At 46.4% G+C, this 17828-nt stretch carries 14 protein-coding genes and 1 pseudogene; 6 read left to right on the top strand and 9 right to left on the bottom strand.

Translation table 11 applies throughout. The features are described from left to right. Window positions 1-16: 16 nt before the first annotated feature. Both gcvP and trhA read left to right on the top strand, forming a co-directional pair. Window positions 17-2866: an aminomethyl-transferring glycine dehydrogenase gene (gcvP, locus tag EV202_RS06495; protein WP_131926223.1), complete on the top strand. Its 2850-nt coding sequence runs from the start codon at window positions 17-19 to the stop codon at window positions 2864-2866. Beyond that, a complete protein-coding gene (gene trhA / locus EV202_RS06500; protein WP_131926225.1) occupies window positions 2866-3498 on the top strand; it encodes a PAQR family membrane homeostasis protein TrhA in 633 nt (210 codons plus the stop codon). The genes gcvP and trhA overlap by 1 nt, the downstream gene beginning before the upstream one ends. Before the next feature lie 301 nt (window positions 3499-3799). Here the strand turns inward: trhA and EV202_RS06505 are convergent, their stop codons facing one another. From EV202_RS06505 to EV202_RS06515, 3 genes are read right to left on the bottom strand one after another with little or no spacing between them, the layout of a single operon-like run. After that, window positions 3800-4459 carry a CatA-like O-acetyltransferase gene (locus EV202_RS06505; protein WP_131926227.1) on the bottom strand — a complete coding sequence of 220 codons (660 nt, stop codon included), beginning with the start codon at window positions 4457-4459 and terminating at the stop codon, window positions 3800-3802. A gap of 56 nt (window positions 4460-4515) precedes the next feature. Beyond that, complete coding sequence (locus EV202_RS06510; protein WP_131926229.1) at window positions 4516-6552, bottom strand: protein-disulfide reductase DsbD family protein; 2037 nt, start codon at window positions 6550-6552, stop codon at window positions 4516-4518. Between the two features lie 40 nt (window positions 6553-6592). Continuing rightward, the gene (locus tag EV202_RS06515; RefSeq protein WP_125239769.1) at window positions 6593-6892 is read right to left on the bottom strand and encodes a Dabb family protein; all 300 of its coding nucleotides are present in this window, start codon (window positions 6890-6892) and stop codon (window positions 6593-6595) included. Between the two features lie 189 nt (window positions 6893-7081). Between EV202_RS06515 and udk the strand changes: the two genes are divergently transcribed. Further along, the gene (gene udk / locus EV202_RS06520) at window positions 7082-7690 is read left to right on the top strand and encodes a uridine kinase (RefSeq protein WP_106068664.1); all 609 of its coding nucleotides are present in this window, start codon (window positions 7082-7084) and stop codon (window positions 7688-7690) included. Window positions 7691-7783: 93 nt separating this feature from the next. Beyond that, window positions 7784-9193, top strand: coding sequence for an MltF family protein (locus tag EV202_RS06525; protein ID WP_106068663.1), 1410 nt, complete (start codon window positions 7784-7786; stop codon window positions 9191-9193). Between the two features lie 217 nt (window positions 9194-9410). Here EV202_RS06525 and metH read toward each other — a convergent pair whose 3' ends face one another. The 5 genes from metH to EV202_RS06550 form a co-directional block, all read right to left on the bottom strand. Then, a complete protein-coding gene (metH, locus tag EV202_RS06530; protein WP_131926231.1) occupies window positions 9411-12176 on the bottom strand; it encodes a methionine synthase in 2766 nt (921 codons plus the stop codon). Window positions 12177-12230: 54 nt separating this feature from the next. Next, a complete protein-coding gene (gene smpB / locus EV202_RS06535) occupies window positions 12231-12683 on the bottom strand; it encodes an SsrA-binding protein (RefSeq protein ID WP_106040353.1) in 453 nt (150 codons plus the stop codon). 59 nt (window positions 12684-12742) lie between these two features. Continuing rightward, window positions 12743-13315: a Yip1 family protein gene (locus EV202_RS06540; protein WP_106068661.1), complete on the bottom strand. Its 573-nt coding sequence runs from the start codon at window positions 13313-13315 to the stop codon at window positions 12743-12745. A gap of 1 nt (window position 13316) precedes the next feature. Then, on the bottom strand, window positions 13317-14189 hold the full coding sequence (locus tag EV202_RS06545; protein ID WP_234878250.1) for a hypothetical protein: 873 nt from the start codon (window positions 14187-14189) through the stop codon (window positions 13317-13319). 148 nt (window positions 14190-14337) lie between these two features. Beyond that, on the bottom strand, window positions 14338-14841 hold the full coding sequence (locus EV202_RS06550) for a DMP19 family protein (protein WP_106068659.1): 504 nt from the start codon (window positions 14839-14841) through the stop codon (window positions 14338-14340). 799 nt (window positions 14842-15640) lie between these two features. On the opposite strand from EV202_RS06550, the gene EV202_RS06555 reads away from it, so the two are divergent. Beyond that, window positions 15641-16342, top strand: coding sequence for an iron-sulfur cluster assembly scaffold protein (locus EV202_RS06555; protein WP_125239592.1), 702 nt, complete (start codon window positions 15641-15643; stop codon window positions 16340-16342). Window positions 16343-16361: 19 nt separating this feature from the next. Next, entirely contained in the window at window positions 16362-17372 is a 1011-nt protein-coding gene (locus EV202_RS06560; protein ID WP_106068657.1) for a GGGtGRT protein, read from the top strand. 112 nt (window positions 17373-17484) lie between these two features. Here EV202_RS06560 and EV202_RS06565 read toward each other — a convergent pair. After that, a pseudogene (locus EV202_RS06565) lies at window positions 17485-17733 on the bottom strand (lipocalin-like domain-containing protein); the annotation flags it as partial. Window positions 17734-17828: the final 95 nt, after the last annotated feature.

Genomic DNA, 17828 nt, shown 5'->3' on the forward strand with positions numbered 1-17828 from the left:
AAAATCACTATAAATTATGAAAAACGACGTATTCTCCTGCCGTCACATCGGTATCAGTGAACAAGATGAGGAACAAATGCTCCGAAAAATCGGAGTGAAAAGTCTGGACGAACTGATTGACAAGACCATTCCTGCCAATATTCGCCTAAAAGAGCAGTTGGCACTCCCAAAAGCCATGACGGAATATGAGTTTGGACAACACATTGCCGAACTGGCTGCAAAAAACAAGCTTTACACCACTTACATTGGTATGGGATGGTACAATACCATCACTCCTGCCGTTATCCAACGTAACGTATTCGAGAACCCCGTTTGGTACACCTCTTATACTCCTTATCAGGCTGAAGTATCACAAGGACGATTGGAAGCCTTGATGAACTTCCAGACTGCTGTGTGCGACCTTACAGGGATGCCCCTTTCCAACTGTTCCTTGCTGGACGAGGCTACCGCAGCCGCCGAGGCCGTGACAATGATGTATGCCCTGCGACCACGCGACATGCAAAAATCCGGAGCGAACATTGTATTCGTAGATGAAAACATATTCCCGCAAACCTTGGCAGTCATGACCACCCGCGCCCTTCCGCAAGGCATCGAACTGCGTACAGGCAAGTGGAATGAAATGGAATTTACCCCGGGCATCTTTGCCTGCATACTTCAATATCCTGACACCAATGGTAATGTGGAAGATTATCGGGATTTTGTGGAAAAAGCACATGCGGCAAACTGCAAAGTGGCTGTTGCTGCCGACATCTTAAGCCTTGCTTTGCTTACTCCTCCGGGAGAATGGGGAGCAGACATTGTTTTCGGTACGACACAACGGTTGGGCACACCGATGTTCTACGGTGGACCGTCGGCTGCTTACTTTGCCACACGCGATGAATATAAACGCAATATGCCGGGACGTATCATCGGCTGGTCGAAAGACAAACATGGTAAGCTCTGTTACCGCATGGCCTTGCAAACCCGTGAACAACACATCAAGAGAGAAAAGGCCACTTCCAATATCTGCACCGCACAAGCGTTGTTGGCCACAATGGCTGGATTCTATGCCGTATATCATGGTCCGAAAGGCATCCATACCATAGCAGAGCGTATCCACAGCATTGCCGTATTTTTGGAAAAGAGCATCAACAAGCTGGGATACAAGCAAGTGAACACACAGTATTTCGACACTTTGCGTTTCGCACTGCCCGACACCATATCAGCGCAACAAATCCGCACCATTGCACTTAGCAAAGAAGTGAACCTACGCTACTTCAAGAACGGTGATGTGGGTATGAGTATTGATGAGACCACAGATGTGCCGGCCGTCAACATACTACTATCCATCTTTGCCATTGCTGCCGGAAAAGATTGGGAGAAGATCTGCGAAATTCCGATGGGCAACAATATCAGTAAAAGCTTGAAGCGCCAAAGTGCCTATCTGACTCATGAAGTGTTCAACAAGTATCATACGGAAACGGAAATGATGCGCTATATCAAGCGCCTTGACCGCAAGGATGTCTCTTTGGCACATTCCATGATCTCACTCGGTTCGTGCACCATGAAGCTGAATGCAGCCGCAGAGATGCTGCCGCTCAGCCGTCCCGAATTCATGAACATACACCCTCTGGTACCCGAAGATCAGGCAGAAGGTTACCGGAAGCTGATTGACAATCTTAGCGACGAACTGAAAACGATAACCGGATTTGCAGGTGTCAGCCTACAACCGAACTCCGGTGCCGCAGGTGAGTATGCCGGATTGCGCGTCATCCGTGCTTATCTGGAGCATATCGGACAGGGACACCGCAACAAAGTGCTGATACCGGCATCTGCACACGGAACCAATCCGGCATCGGCCATACAGGCGGGCTTTGCCACCGTGACATGTGCTTGCGATGCACATGGTAATGTAGACATGGAGGATCTTCGCGCCAAAGCGGAAGAAAACAAGAACGAACTTGCCGCCCTGATGATCACCTATCCATCAACACACGGTATCTTTGAAACGGAAATCGTAGAGATCTGTAACATTATCCATGCTTGTGGGGCACAAGTGTATATGGACGGTGCCAACATGAATGCGCAGGTAGGCTTGACCAACCCCGGCTTTATCGGTGCCGACGTATGCCACCTGAACCTGCACAAGACATTCGCTTCACCCCACGGTGGAGGCGGTCCCGGCGTAGGCCCTATTTGTGTGGCCGAACATCTGGTTCCGTTCCTGCCGGGACACGTTTCATTTGGCAATGCCTCCAATGAAGTATCTGCCGCTCCATTCGGCAGCGCCGGCATCCTGCCCATCACGTATGGTTACATCCGCATGATGGGAGCGGAAGGACTGACACGCGCCACCAAAACAGCCATCCTCAGCGCCAACTATCTGGCTGCTTGCCTACAAGACACATACAGCACTGTTTATCGAGGAGTGAACGGCTACGTGGGACACGAAATGATATTGGAATGCCGCAATGTTCACGAGGAAACGGGCATCAGCGAGAATGATATCGCCAAACGTCTGATGGACTATGGTTATCATGCCCCCACCCTGTCCTTCCCCGTGCACGGCACATTGATGATTGAGCCCACAGAAAGCGAAAGTCTGGCCGAACTTGACAATTTCATCCATGTGATGCTGAATATCTGGAATGAAATTCAGGAAGTAAAAGAGGGTAAAGCCGACAAAACAGACAATGTACTGGTCAATGCACCGCATCCCGAATATGAGATTGTGTCCGACAAATGGGAACACAGCTATACACGCGAGAAAGCGGCCTATCCGATAGAAAGCGTACGGGACAACAAGTTCTGGGTAAACGTGGCACGTGTAGACAACACATTGGGCGACCGTAACCTGTTGCCTACCTGCTACGGATGTTTCGACTGATGAAAAACAAACGTAGCGGACTGTTCTACAGCCAAAAAGAAGAAACCGTCAATTCAATCTCCCATGGCATAGGCTTTGCCATGGGAGTGATTGTCGGAATCGTTTTCCTGATAAAAAGCTATCAAAGCGGCAATCTGCCGGCTATCTTCGGAGTATGGCTTTATCTCTTCGGCATGGGTGGTTCCTACCTTGCCTCTACCCTTTATCATGCACTGAAGCACCACAATCCATGGAAGCGACGCCTGCGTCATTGGGATCATGCAGCCATCTATTGGCATATTGCGGGAAGCTATTCGCCCATTACGCTCGTTGCACTGAAAGACGAGTCCGGATGGGGACTATTTGGTTTCGTATGGCTGTGCGCCCTCATCGGCACCGTTGTCAGCTTCCGAAAAATGAAAGAACACAGCCATGTGGAAACAGCATGCTACATTCTGATGGGGTTATCCGTGCTGGCAGTATTCAAGCAACTCTTTGCCATTTCTCCTGCAGCCTGCTACTGGATTATTGCCGAAGGGATATGCTATATAACGGGAGCCGCTTTCTACTCACTACACAAAGCGCGATATATGCACTCTGTCTTTCATTTCTTCGTGTTAGGCGGTTCGGCTTGTCACATGACAGCAATATGAAAGATACTGAATCTTTTACTCTAAAAGGGAGGTTGCGTTAAATAGCCGGATAATCCCCCTATTTTTCCATCGGTTTCCCTACACGCTTTACAGGAATCGCTTCACTTTTGTGCAAACCTTTGTTCGCAGTGCGCGGATGTCTGTTCGCACAGCGCGACCGTTTATCCGCAGGTTGCGATTTTGTATTCGCACGGCGCGAACAGAGATTTATCCAAGTTGCGAACAAGTTTACTGTTTGCAACAAACGATTTTATTCTATGGATTCAAGAGGTTTATTCTATGAGCGGTGTTTAAGTGCATCTCATCCTTGTGCAATCTCTTTCAGATGCTCCTTTATTTTTCCGAAGAAAACCGATAAATGCGAACCATCCACAAAAGCATGGTTTACATATATGGAGAGAGGAAAATACAGCTTTCCTTCACGAGTGATAACTTTGCCGGAAGTCATCAACGGGTAGTTACAGCCATTCCCGATTTCGGCAAGCGTATACGTGGTAGCCGTGAAATACATTTTAGGCACGGCACTCAGGTGTACCACGTCATAATCGCCTTGAGCCATCAGTATTTTCTCTGCATTATAAGGATCGCCGTCTGCCGGAATATCTGTTATTATGGCATGGGCATCGGTATAAAAACGTTCAAAATCTTCATGATAAGGAATACGGACCGTATAAAAAGTCTTTCCGGGAACCGCTATCGGGGAAATAATGTCTACCTGATCGTGAAAAATGACCTGCCCGTTTTTGTCCGTACGATAACGCAACTCTTTCACTTCATTGGCCGAGCGTAGCACAGCATACAGGTAATAAAGGAAGAAGGACCGTCCGATATTTCTGGCGACAGCGCTTGCTTCCGTACATTCAATCTCCGTTGTAATGGAATACCACGAATTTGCAAAGCCACGGAAAAATCCATAATTATCCCGTCGCTCCCATTTTTCGATGTCAATAATATGTTTCATCTTAAAAGAAAGTCAGCTTAACGAGTGGGTTTATTACTCATTAAGCTGACTCATATTTATTTTTTCGTTTTGTAATTCTCTAAACCGGTCTGCAAAAACTCAATGTATTTGGGTATATCCTCATTGTAAGAATATGACTTGTTAAGAGGTTTCCCCTCGTTGTCAATCAGCACATAGAAAGGCTGCGCATTGGCACCGAACTTCACACGTTGCAGATAGCTCCACTTATCGCCCACTGTACGCAGAGTGCGTTCCGTACCGTTTTCCACGATCTTCACAGGTGCAGGAAGCGGTGTTTTATTGTCCACATAAAGGGTGATAAGTACGTATCCGTTATTGATGATATCACTCACTTTCGGATTTGTCCATACGGAAAGTTCCATCTTACGACAGTTTACGCAGCCATAACCGGTAAAATCGAGCATCACCGGTTTGCCATGCTGACGCGCATACTCCATTCCGAGATCATAATCATCGAACTTGGCATGTACTTCATTATTATAGAGATTGAAATCCTGCGTCTGCATGGGTGGTGCAAAAGCACTGACCGCTTTCAACGGCGCTCCCCACAAACCGGGGACCATGTAAACGGCAAATGCCAATGATGCCAGAGCCATGAAAAAGCGTGGTACGCTGACTTTCGTATCGTCGTCATCGTGCGGGAACTTGATTTTACCCAACAAATAAAAGCCAAGCAAGGCAAACAGCACAATCCACAATGCGAGGAATGTTTCACGGTCAAGAATACGCCAGCCATAAGCCAAATCAGCCACTGAGAGGAACTTCAAGGCAAACGCCAATTCCAGAAAACCAAGAGTCACCTTGATTATATTCATCCACCCTCCTGACTTGGGCATGGACTTCAGCCAAGACGGGAACAGTGCAAACAATGTAAATGGCAATGCCAAAGCTACTGCAAAGCCAAGCATGCCGATGGCCGGAGCCACCACACTGCCCGTAGTAGAAACTTGTACCAAAAGGAAGCCGATAATAGGCCCTGTGCAGGAGAAAGAAACCAATGAGAGCGTAAACGCCATCAAGAAAATGCTGAGCAGGCCACTCGTTGCTTCCGCCTTGCTGTCTACAGCCGTGCTCCACTTGGAAGGCAGAGTAATCTCGAAAGCCCCGAAAAAAGAAGCGGCAAACACAACCAACATCAAGCAGAACAGGATATTGAACACGGCATTGGTGGAAAGCGCATTCAGTGCACTGGCGCCGAAAATAAGCGTAATGGCCAGACCGAGCGTAACATAAATAACGACGATTGATGCACCATACGTCCAAGCGTCACGAATACCTTTCTTCTTGTCTTTGCTTCGCTTCAGGAAAAAGCTGACCGTCATCGGGATAATAGGCCATACGCATGGGGTGAACAATGCCAGAAGTCCTCCGACAAATCCGGTAATGAAAATGTAAAACCATGACATATCCTCGTGAGAAGTAGACTCCCCCAAGGCTTTCAATTCGTCGATTACCGGTTTCCACAAGTCAGACTTATTCGGCACATCCCCTCCTGCGAGGACTCCCACTCCATCAACATTTGCAGCAGAAACCGTATCGGCTGCAACGGCTTCTTGCGGTGCCGATACATCAGCAACGTTTGTTTCCGACACAGAAGCGACATTTTCCCTGGCAACACCCTCCGCTTCTCCGGAAAACTTAAAGGGCACTTGGGTGGGAGGTAAGCAATTCTCGTCATTGCAGGCACCATATTCCAAATAACCTTCCACTTGATAGGTACTGCCTGTGAGCTTTAATTTCTGCACAAACCGGGCAGTATGCTCAAAGTACCGCACCTTCATCTCGAACAAGCGGTCGAATGCGGAAATCTCCTTACCTGCCGGTCTCAATTTACCCACAGTTTCCACTCCCGAAAGTCTCTCCACATTGAAAGTAGCCGAAATAGGACCGCCATCGCCCAAATCGGTAGAATAAACGTGCCAGCCTTTATCAATGGATGCAGTGAACACAACCTCTGCCTCACCGCCCGGTAAAATCTTCCATTCCGACTTAAACTTAACGGGGTCTTGTATCTGCGCTTGCGCCACCATGGCGAAGAGCAACAGAAAAAAAGAGAGCGATATATTCTTCATGTTTCGTCTAAAGCTTTTAATTAATTGAAAAGAGATTTGTTTACAATTCATAATCCACACAGGCGCGACTTTCCTTCACTGTGGCAAGGAGTTTCCCGGCAGCCACATGGTCGGGATGGACAGCATAAGACTTCACATCATCCAATGTATCGAACTCACTGTAAAGAGCAATGTTCCAAGTCTCGCCCGGATTCATGTTCAATCCGACTTCTATCTTACGGATAACAGGTATCTTTGCCGGAAGCGCTTCAATAGCTGCTTTAAAATTATTCATTGCCGCTAACTTTTCGTCAGCTGAAACCTCATCTTTCAATTTAAATAATACAATGTGCTTTACCATAAATTGTTGTTTTAATGATTTATGTCTATATTTGTCAGCCGAAACGGCTGTTTTTCTCAAGAACAGCAAAATTTATAACGACAGAGAACAAAAGAATGTTCATCTTCTTTTGCCGAAACGTTTGGCGGAATAATGCCGGTTTTCGTGCAACAAAAATACAGGTTTTGTTTTAAATATATACTTAAACGGATGTTAATAATAGGAATTGCAGGAGGAACCGGTTCGGGAAAAACCACCGTAGTACGTAAGATTATTGAAAGCCTACCGGCCGGTGAAGTGGTATTACTGCCACAAGACTCTTATTATAAAGACAGCAGCCACGTGCCTGTGGAAGAAAGGCAGAACATCAACTTCGACCATCCGGACGCATTTGAATGGAGTCTGCTTTCCAAACACGTAGCCATGCTGCGCGAAGGGAAGAGCATTGAACAGCCCACTTATTCTTACCTGACGTGTACCCGGCAGCCCGAAACCATCCATATCGAACCTCGCGAAGTCATCATCATCGAAGGAATCTTAGCCTTGTGCGACAAGAAATTGCGCAACATGATGGACCTCAAAATATTTGTAGACGCCGATCCCGACGAACGCTTGATTCGCGTAATACAACGTGACGTGGTGGAACGAGGACGTACAGCCGAAGCGGTAATGGAACGTTACACCCGTATTCTGAAACCGATGCACCAGCAATTCATCGAACCCTGCAAACGATATGCCGACCTCATTGTGCCCGAAGGTGGAAATAACCGGATAGCCATTGACATATTGACCATGTATATCAAGAAGCATTTGAAGTGATACGAGAAGATTGAGGTTCCAAAAACAGATTGACGATCAACACAATAACATAGTATGATTGACATAGTTTGCTTCCGGAAACTTTGGTCATTAATGAGCAATCATTCATTATCGGTCATTCTTGCACTGTTGCTTTGTTGCATTTCGGGATGCCGTGGAAGCCACGGTAAAGAAGAAAGACAATACGACGGCTTGCAACAGATAAAAGACAGTGGTGAACTGGTGGCGTTGACCTTATACAGCTCCACGTCCTATTTCATCTATCGCGGTCAGGATATGGGATTCCAGTATGAGTTGAGCGAACAGTTTGCCAAAAGCCTGGGAGTAAAGCTGAGGATAGAAGTTGTCCGGAGCGTGCACGAACTTATCGAACAATTGCAAGCCGGCAAGGGAGACCTTATAGCCTATAACCTGCCCATCACCAAGGAATGGAAAGACAGCCTGATTTATTGCGGCGAGGAAATCATCACCCACCAAGTCATCGTGCAACGGAACGGTGGAGGCAGCAAGCCCCTGAAAGACGTTACGGAACTCATCGGAAAAGACATATATGTGAAACCGGGGAAATATTATGAACGTCTGGTCAATCTGGACGACGAACTTGGAGGAGGCATTCGCATCCATCAGGTCACCAACGATAGCATCAGCACCGAAGACCTGATTACGCAAGTAGCGCAAGGAAAAATTCCCTATACGGTGGCCGATAATGATGTAGCACAACTGAATGCCACCTATTATCCTAACCTAAACATCGGATTATCCATCAGCTTCGATCAGCGTGCTTCATGGGCTGTACGCAAAGATAGTCCGCAATTGGCTGCCATTGCCGACAAGTGGCACGCAGAGAACGTGACCTCGCCTGCCTACACGGCGAGTATGAAGCGTTACTTTGAAATCAGCAAAATCTTTCCGCACTCCCCTATTCTCTCGTTACGCGAAGGCAAAATATCTCATTACGATGATTTGTTTAAGAAATATGCGCCCGATATTAATTGGGACTGGCGCCTGCTGGCTTCCTTGGCCTACACGGAGTCGAACTTTGACACCACTGCCGTGTCATGGGCAGGAGCCAAAGGGTTGATGCAGCTAATGCCGTCCACGGCAAGAGCAATGGGAGTACCTGCAGGCAAGGAACAAAATCCGGAGGAAAGCATCAAAGCAGCCACAAAATATATAGCTGCTATGGATAAAAGCTTTACACTGGTTCCCCAAGAGGAGCGCATCAACTTCATATTAGCTGCTTACAACTCAGGAATCGGACACGTACAAGACGCCATGGCTCTGGCCGAAAAGTACGGCAAAAACAAGTATGTGTGGAAAGACCATGTAGAGACTTTCATTCTGCTAAAAAGTAATGAAGAATACTTCACCGATCCCGTTTGTAAGAATGGATATTTCCGGGGTATCGAGACATATAATTTTGTGAGGGATATTACTTCACGATTTGATCAATATAAGAATAAGATACAGGATACTTCGCGCCCTTCTGCAAGGAAGAAATAATCATCCCCTAATCTGTAGAATTGAGTGGTCATACTTATAGATGCGGGAGGCCACACTTGTGCAATCGCAAGCCCACACCTTACGGGAAGTATGCCCACACTTGCCGAAGCGTATGCCCACACCTTAAGCGACATTATCCCACACTTTGAGGAAGGTCTGCCCACACTATAGGAGCGACCAAGTGTAGGCTGACAACCGGAGAGATAAAAACTGCTGTTTAAAACAGATTCAGCTTATTCTTTTGCGCTTCTTCCAACGAAACGGTCTCTACTTTTCTTTCCTGATTCTTTTTGCACAATTGCGCATACTGCTCGTTAAGTTCCTTCTTTAGTTCCTCTTTTGTTGCAGGATTCATAAGTTTCACTGCTACCGTGGCATTCTGCGAAGCATCTTTCAGATGAACAACCGGAGCCTGATATACCGGAGCAATCTTCAATGCCGTGTGAAGCTGCGAAGTCGTAGCTCCCCCTATCAGCAAAGGAATATTCAGACCCGCCTTCTCCAACTCGATGGCCACATGCACCATCTCATCCAAGGAAGGAGTTATCAGGCCGCTCAGTCCTATCATGTCTACTTGTTCCTCTACGGCACGCTGCACGATGGTTTCGGCAGGCACCATTACGCCAAGGTCTATGATTTCATATCCGTTGCAGGCCATAACCACCGAAACGATATTCTTGCCGATATCATGTACATCTCCTTTCACCGTGGCAAGCAATACCTTACCGGCAGATACCGCCCCTTTTTCCTTTTCGGATTCAATCACCGGCTGAAGTATGGCCACCGCTTTCTTCATGGTGCGCGCCGTTTTCACCACTTGCGGCAAAAACATCTTACCAGCTCCGAACAAATCGCCTACATGATTCATACCTGCCATCAAAGGGTCTTCAATGATAGACACAGCCGTGGGATAGAGCTTTAACGCCTCGGCAAGGTCTTCCTCCAGATAATCGCTGATACCTTTGGTCAAAGCATATTTCAAGCGGTCTTCCACAACGGTTCCCTCTCTCCATGCCAGTTGCGAATGGGGGGAAGCCGTACTCTTACCACCTGCCCCCTTAGCTTCCTCGGCTTCTGCTTTCAGGCGTTCGGCTGTTTCTATCAGCCGCTCGGCAGCGTCAGGGCGCCTGTTCAGCACCACATCTTCAATGCGTTCCAAAATGTCGGCAGGAATATCCGTATAAAGAACAGAAGTTGCCGGATTCACAATACCCATATCCATCCCTTCGCGAATAGCATGATAAAGAAACACGGCATGCATTGCTTCACGGATATAATTATTGCCACGGAATGAGAAAGAGAGATTACTTACTCCTCCGCTGACATGCGCACCCGGCAGATTGTTCCTAATCCAACCGGTGGCACGAATAAAGTCCACGGCATAGTTGTTATGCTCGTCCATCCCCGTAGCTACGGCAAGCACGTTCGGGTCGAAAATAATATCATGAGGATTGAAGTTGATCTTATCGACCAAAAGGCGATATGCACGTTCGCAAACTTCAATTTTGCGTTCAAAAGTATCAGCTTGCCCCTTCTCGTCGAAAGCCATCACTACGACTGCCGCTCTATATTGCTTGATGATGCGTGCATGCTCCAGAAACTTCTCCTCACCTTCTTTCAAAGAAATGGAGTTGACTACAGATTTACCTTGCAGGCATTTCAACCCCGCAACAATCACTTCCCACTTGGAAGAGTCTATCATCACGGGAACGCGCGCGATCTCAGGCTCGGAAGCTATCAGATTCAAAAAAGTAGTCATTTCTGCACAAGCATCCAGCAAGCCGTCATCCATATTGATGTCGATGAGTTGGGCGCCATCTTCCACTTGCCGACGGGCAATGCCAAGCGCCTCATCGTATTTCTTCTCGTTGATCAAGCGCAGGAACATACGCGAGCCCGCCACATTGCAACGCTCACCCACATTTACAAAGTTGTTCTCCGGTTTCACCTCCAGAAGTTCAAGTCCCGAAAGCCACAAGTTGGCAGGTTTCGGGGCGGGACGACGAGGCGACACACCTTCTATTAAAGCAGCATAACGAGCAATGTATTCGTCCGTGGTTCCGCAACATCCTCCAATAATGTTCACCAGGCCTTCATGAATATATTCTTTTATTTCATGTGCCATGTCGTCAGGGCTTTGGTCATATTTTCCCAGACTATTGGGTAAACCGGCATTGGGGTAGGCACTGATATAATAAGGAGCACGGGCGGCAAGTTGTTCCAGAAAAGGTTTCAATTGCCGGGCTCCGAAAGAACAGTTCAGCCCCACGGAGAAGAGGTCGGCATGTTGCACGGAAGCTAAGAAAGCGTCCAGCGTCTGCCCCGAAAGCGTACGTCCGGCTATATCAGAAACCGTGACGGAAAGCATCAGAGGAACGCGTATGCCGACAGTCTCCATAGCTTGCTCTGCGGCAAAAATAGCAGCCTTTGCATTCAGCGTATCAAAGATGGTTTCTATTAATAAGGCATCTACTCCACCTTCAAGCAAAGCCTCCATCTGCTCTTGATAGGCAGCGGCCAGTTGGTCGTAGGTCAGAGCACGGAAAGCCGGATTGTTGACATCGGGACTCATGGAGCACGTTTTGTTTGTAGGCCCCACGGCACCTGCCACAAAACGAGGTTTATCAGGAGTAAGAGCGGTAAACTCGTCGGCCACCTCGCGAGCCAGCCTTACAGCCGCAAGATTCATTTCACGCACATATTCCTGCACATGATAATCGGCCATACTGACGCAAGTGGAACTGAACGTGTTTGTCTCAATGATGTCTGCCCCTGCTTCCAGATATTTGCGATGGATATCTTGTATCACATCCGGCCGCGTCAGACAGAGTAAATCATTGTTGCCTCTCATCTGTCCGGCAATGTGTGCAAAACGTTCGCCCCGGAAATCTTTCTCCGTTAAGTTGTATTGTTGTATCATGGTACCCATGGCACCATCCAGAATAAGGATGTGCTCACGCACCAACTCGTTCAGCTGTTTCATAATGTTTGTAGAAAAAAAGAGCCTTGTAATCTGTGGTTCGCTGTTTGATAATTATCATCGTTTGAACATCCGCGCCATATCGCGTTTGTCCTCTTTTTCTTTCAAAGACTGGCGTTTGTCGAATTCTTTTTTACCCTTGGCAAGGGCCACCACTACTTTGGCCAAGCCTTTCTCGTTGATGAACAAACGAACCGGGACAATGGTAAAGCCGGGAGTTTTCGTGTCGCGTGCCAACTTATCCAGTTCTTTCTTGTTTAGCAGAAGCTTACGTTCCCTGCGTGCCGAATGATTGTTGTACGACCCGTAAAAATATTCGGCAATATGCATATTCTTCACCCATAGTTCGCCGTTTGCAAAATAACAAAAAGTATCGACCAGACTTGCTTTTCCCAAGCGAATGGACTTAATCTCCGTACCCGTAAGCACGATACCGGCCGTATAGGTGTCTATCAGTTCGTAATCGAATGTGGCACGTTTGTTCTTTATATTTACAGGAGCTTGTTTCATAATTCTATTCATCCTTTCAAATAACTCTTTACCTTAAAAACTCCACACGTTGAAAGCGCTCAGTTCAGCACTGTCGTCAATTGATTGAATATCCACTCCACCATTGCCGGACAGACAATCAGCAAAACTGAAGAAAGAATGGTGAAACGCAAACGTTCTTTCTCAGCTACCCGCATCACTTTGTCGCTTCCTTCCCACACCACATACACGATGTAAAACTGAAGCAGCAAAGCTATGACATAGAAATCGGGCAGTATGCCGATAACCATTTTCATCAGAAACACTACCACTAAGGCATAGCCTGCAAATTGTTGTGCCAACGGAATGTCGCTCTCCATTCCAAGCATGCGGGCACGCAACCCGTTGATGAGATAAGCCGCCAGAAAGTATCCTCCGAACAAAGAAACAGCCACAGCGCAACATCGCGTCATGGCATATTGAAAACTTTGCGGCTCGCCCCACCCCATTCTTATCAACGAACCAATGAAGACGGACAACCCGCATAAACCAATCATAGGATAGACAAAGGCCGTAAAGACCTTTCGTCTATCCTCTAAACTAATTTCCTCCCACGTACGAGCCGGAGAGGTAATCAGTCGCAGAGCTATGTGAAATAAATCTTTATAGTTCAAATTATTTCAGTTTATTAAGTGCGCTGCTGTCTATCTCAAAATCCGTATAAGTATCAGGCATCGTCCCGCCATCGGCAGCAACTTTGGCTTTGATTATAATTTTCTCAGGATATTTTTGGGTACTGCTCTTGATGGCACTCATGATGCTTTTGATATCATAAGCCTTATTCCGGTAAGCATTCGCTTCTGTTTTGGTATCCGTTCCCTTATTATGTTGCAAATAAAGCACCAGCTCCGATGCACTCTTCTGCATATCTTTTACATATATCAATTCGAATGAATGTTGTGCCAATGCTTCCGTTTTATTTTCCATCTTCCAGTTGATGGGCAAAACCACCATTTCAGGACCATAAATAAACGGCTTGTAGGTATCACCGTACTGAGCAACAGGATTCAAGGTCACAATAGGTGCATTCCCAAGAGGCATATCGGCCTCGGTAGGTACGGTTCGAGTTTCATAAGAATCTATAGCCACGGCTCCCACAAGTCTAATAGTACGATTGGTAGTTGTAGCCGTTTCTTTCCCTGCCTGCGTTTCTACGTTTTTGTATTGAAGCAAGACTAAATCGCTTTTTGTTATATCAAAGCCACTGTTAGACTTTACCGTGGCAAGTGAACTTTCAGTGGGGAAATATTTATTTCCTCCCAAATCTTCAAACCAAGAACTTCCTAAATAGTGTTTTACACGCATATAGCCATAGCCGTCAAAAGAACTTTCATTATCACCACTATTCAGACAGGAGGTTAACGAAACACCCAACAAGAGGGTAAAGGCAATCATCAAAAAATTCAAATGTTTCATTTTCTTTAATATTAGGGTTTGCAAATTTAGATAAAAGAATCGGGTAACGAGATACCCCACTCTTTTTTTCATTGTTTTTAAGAGTAAACGGAAAACACGCCCGAATACTGCAAATACTTCTGCTTTTTTAACACTTCGTCATCCCAACCGGCACAACCAGCCTGCCCGTTTCGTGCTTTTTGCGAACGGCATTATCTGTCGGTGGGAAAACGCCCCGGAATCATACAATCGTGGCAAACAAATCGATATGCTCATCCACATATCCGGCCACGGCAGCGGTATATTCTTCTTCCTTTTCCAGGAATTCGTCTTCCAAATCGTCGAAAGCTTCGTATTCTTCGTACATTGCCATAAACTCTTCGTCTGTACGCTCGCGCTCCAAGTCCCCACGATGAGCATCATATATCTTCTTGGCGGCGTAAATCAACTTGCTCAAATCGCCAATTCCCCACAGACGCATCACCTTGGCAAACGGATTATCAAAGATATATCCGCCATAGCCATTCTGAATCAATTGGCAAAACCCTCCTTCCATCACTTCATCGCGAAAAATCCGATAGGCCAGCAATGAATGTTGTTCAGCTGTGAGCATACTCATCGTATCGGCTGCCAAATTGCCATTGCTTTCTATCTCTTGTTCATAAGCCTCGGTAAATACATGGATAAAGGCATCCATCCCGTCGGCAGCCGCTTGACGCAAAGCAGCATCTGTCACTTTTATCATATTGAGTAGTTTTTTTAGAAGCTTGTTTGAATTTAGCACTCCACTCTTTCCAATCTTCTTGATTTACAGAAGAATTCTTTCTGCTTTTGCAAGAAGCATAGCGGAACATGCGACGGCAAAGTTAAGAGTTTGATTCAATAATTACGCCTGAAAAGACAAAATATCGACAAAAACCAGCCTTGAAACAATCTCAGTGGAGAAAATATGAGGAGATACAGTGACCCCACAATCAAGCAGTTTGAGCGGATAGCAATCATGAATAGATGTGTTGTACTTATGGAATAAACCTCTTAAATCCATGGAATAAAATTGTTTGCTGTAAACAGTAAACTTGTTCGCAACTTGGATAAATCTCTGTTCGCACGGTGCGAATACAAAAACGCAACCTGCGGACAGATGTTCGCAACGTGCGAACAGACATCCGCGCAGTGCGAACAAAGCTTTGAGCATAAAAAATTGCAGCGAGTTCCATAAGTTGGAGTGTGTAGGTAAATCAGTAAAGGCAGAGGATTGAGGTGATGGCGCATCAGCAAGAACAGCAGTATAATAAGGAGAGATGTCGGTCAAAAATGAAGAGGCCGTAGTGCCGACGTATGTTCTATCTCCGATTGAGGCTAGGAGTCCTAATGCTTAATTGGGGAAAACAAAGAGGAAAAAACGAAAAACGAGATTAAAACAAACTCTTAGTAAAAAAGTCAAATTGAAGAGTTGGCAAAAACGAAGAAAAGAACTAACTTTGCGCTGACTAATAAAAGTGGATTACATTTTTCTTAATTATATCACTTAAAAAGAGCTAATTATGACTTATTCACACGAAGTGGAACACATGTGTGTTGTGAAGAAAGGTCCTAACCACGGACCGGCTCCTATTCCCGAAGAAGGTAAATGGGTAAAAGCTAAAGAAATTGTTGACATCTCTGGTTTGACACACGGCATCGGCTGGTGTGCTCCTCAGCAAGGTGCGTGTAAATTAACCCTCAACGTAAAAGAAGGCGTTATTCAGGAAGCTTTGGTTGAGACTATCGGTTGCTCCGGTATGACTCACTCTGCTGCCATGGCATCAGAAATTCTCCCGGGAAAGACTATTCTCGAAGCATTGAACACCGACCTCGTTTGCGACGCTATCAACACAGCCATGCGCGAACTCTTCCTGCAAATCGTTTACGGCCGCACACAATCTGCTTTCTCTGAAGGCGGTTTGATGATCGGTGCCGGTCTGGAAGACTTGGGTAAAGGTCTGCGTAGCCAGGTAGGTACATTGTATGGCACTCTGGCCAAAGGTTCTCGTTATCTTGAAATGGCAGAGGGTTACATTAAGACCATCGCTCTGGACAAGAACGATGAAATCTGCGGATACGAATTCGTTCACCTTGGCAAGTTCATGGATGAGATCAAGAAAGGTACGGACGCCAACGAAGCTTTGAAGAAAGTAACCGGCACATACGGTCGCTTCACTGCCGAGCAAGGTGCAGTTAAACACATTGACCCACGTCACGAATAATATAAGGAGGAAAGACATTATGATTAGAGAAGTAAAATTTGAAAGCCAAGACCGTCGTATCAAACAGATTCTTGCTGCTTTGAACGCTAACGGTATCAAAGACATCGAAGAAGCTAACGCTATCTGCGAAGCTCATGGTCTCGATCCTTATAAGACTTGTGAAGAAACCCAGCCCATCTGTTTCGAAAATGCGAAATGGGCTTATGTGGTAGGTTGTGCCATCGCCATTAAGAAAGGTTGTAAAAATGCAGCCGAAGCAGCCGAAGCAATCGGTATCGGTCTGCAAGCATTCTGTATTCCGGGTTCCGTAGCCGACGACCGTAAGGTTGGTATCGGCCATGGCAATCTGGCTGCGATGTTGTTGCGCGAAGAAACCAAATGTTTCGCATTCTTGGCCGGCCACGAATCATTCGCTGCCGCCGAAGGTGCCATCAAGATTGCAGCCAAAGCCGACAAGGTGCGCAAAGAACCTCTGCGCTGCATCCTGAACGGTTTGGGCAAAGATGCCGCACAGATCATCTCTCGTATCAACGGTTTCACTTACGTACAGACTCAATTCGATTACTATACAGGCGAACTGAAAGTTGTTCGCGAAATAGCATACAGCGACGGTCCTCGCGCCAAAGTAAAATGCTACGGTGCCGATGATGTTCGTGAAGGTGTTGCCATCATGTGGAAAGAAGGCGTAGATGTTTCCATTACCGGTAACTCTACCAACCCGACCCGCTTCCAACACCCCGTTGCAGGAACTTACAAGAAAGAACGCGTACTTGCCGGCAAGCCTTATTTTTCTGTAGCATCGGGTGGCGGTACAGGCCGTACACTCCATCCGGACAACATGGCGGCCGGCCCTGCATCTTACGGTATGACGGACACGATGGGCCGCATGCACAGCGATGCCCAATTCGCCGGTTCTTCATCCGTTCCCGCTCACGTGGAAATGATGGGATTCCTCGGTATCGGTAACAACCCGATGGTAGGATGTACAGTGGCTTGCGCTGTAGACGTGGCTCAGGCTTTGGGTAAATAAATTAAAGTTTCCCACATAAAAAACTCCCGTAACCAGATAAAATTACGGGAGTTTTTCTTTATGGCAACATTGAATAATACCTAAGATTCAATGATAGAAAAAGGGGAGGTGATCAAGATTTCTTCTTCAAGGTAAATCCTGTCATCATACCATCATAGCTGCTTGCCAAAGAGCTGACACTTTTGATAGCTGTATTATTACTTTTACTTCCAAAGAAAATCAGTAACTTCAGCAATTTATCCGAGTCGAACAACAAATCCATGCCGGCAGAAGAATAATCTATTTTTGCATTCATACCTATCAATCTGGCAAATTTGAGATTTACTTTTTGTGTAGTACTGTTGTAAGAATAGGTTCCACTCCACTGCTGGGCACTTAATCCCATCTGATTTTCAATTGTTTATAATTTAGTTCTTTGACATTTTTGTAATCGCAATCGGTAAGTATCTCTCTTAC

This window comes from Prevotella heparinolytica (genome assembly GCF_004342845.1).
Lineage (GTDB): Bacteria > Bacteroidota > Bacteroidia > Bacteroidales > Bacteroidaceae > Bacteroides > Bacteroides heparinolyticus.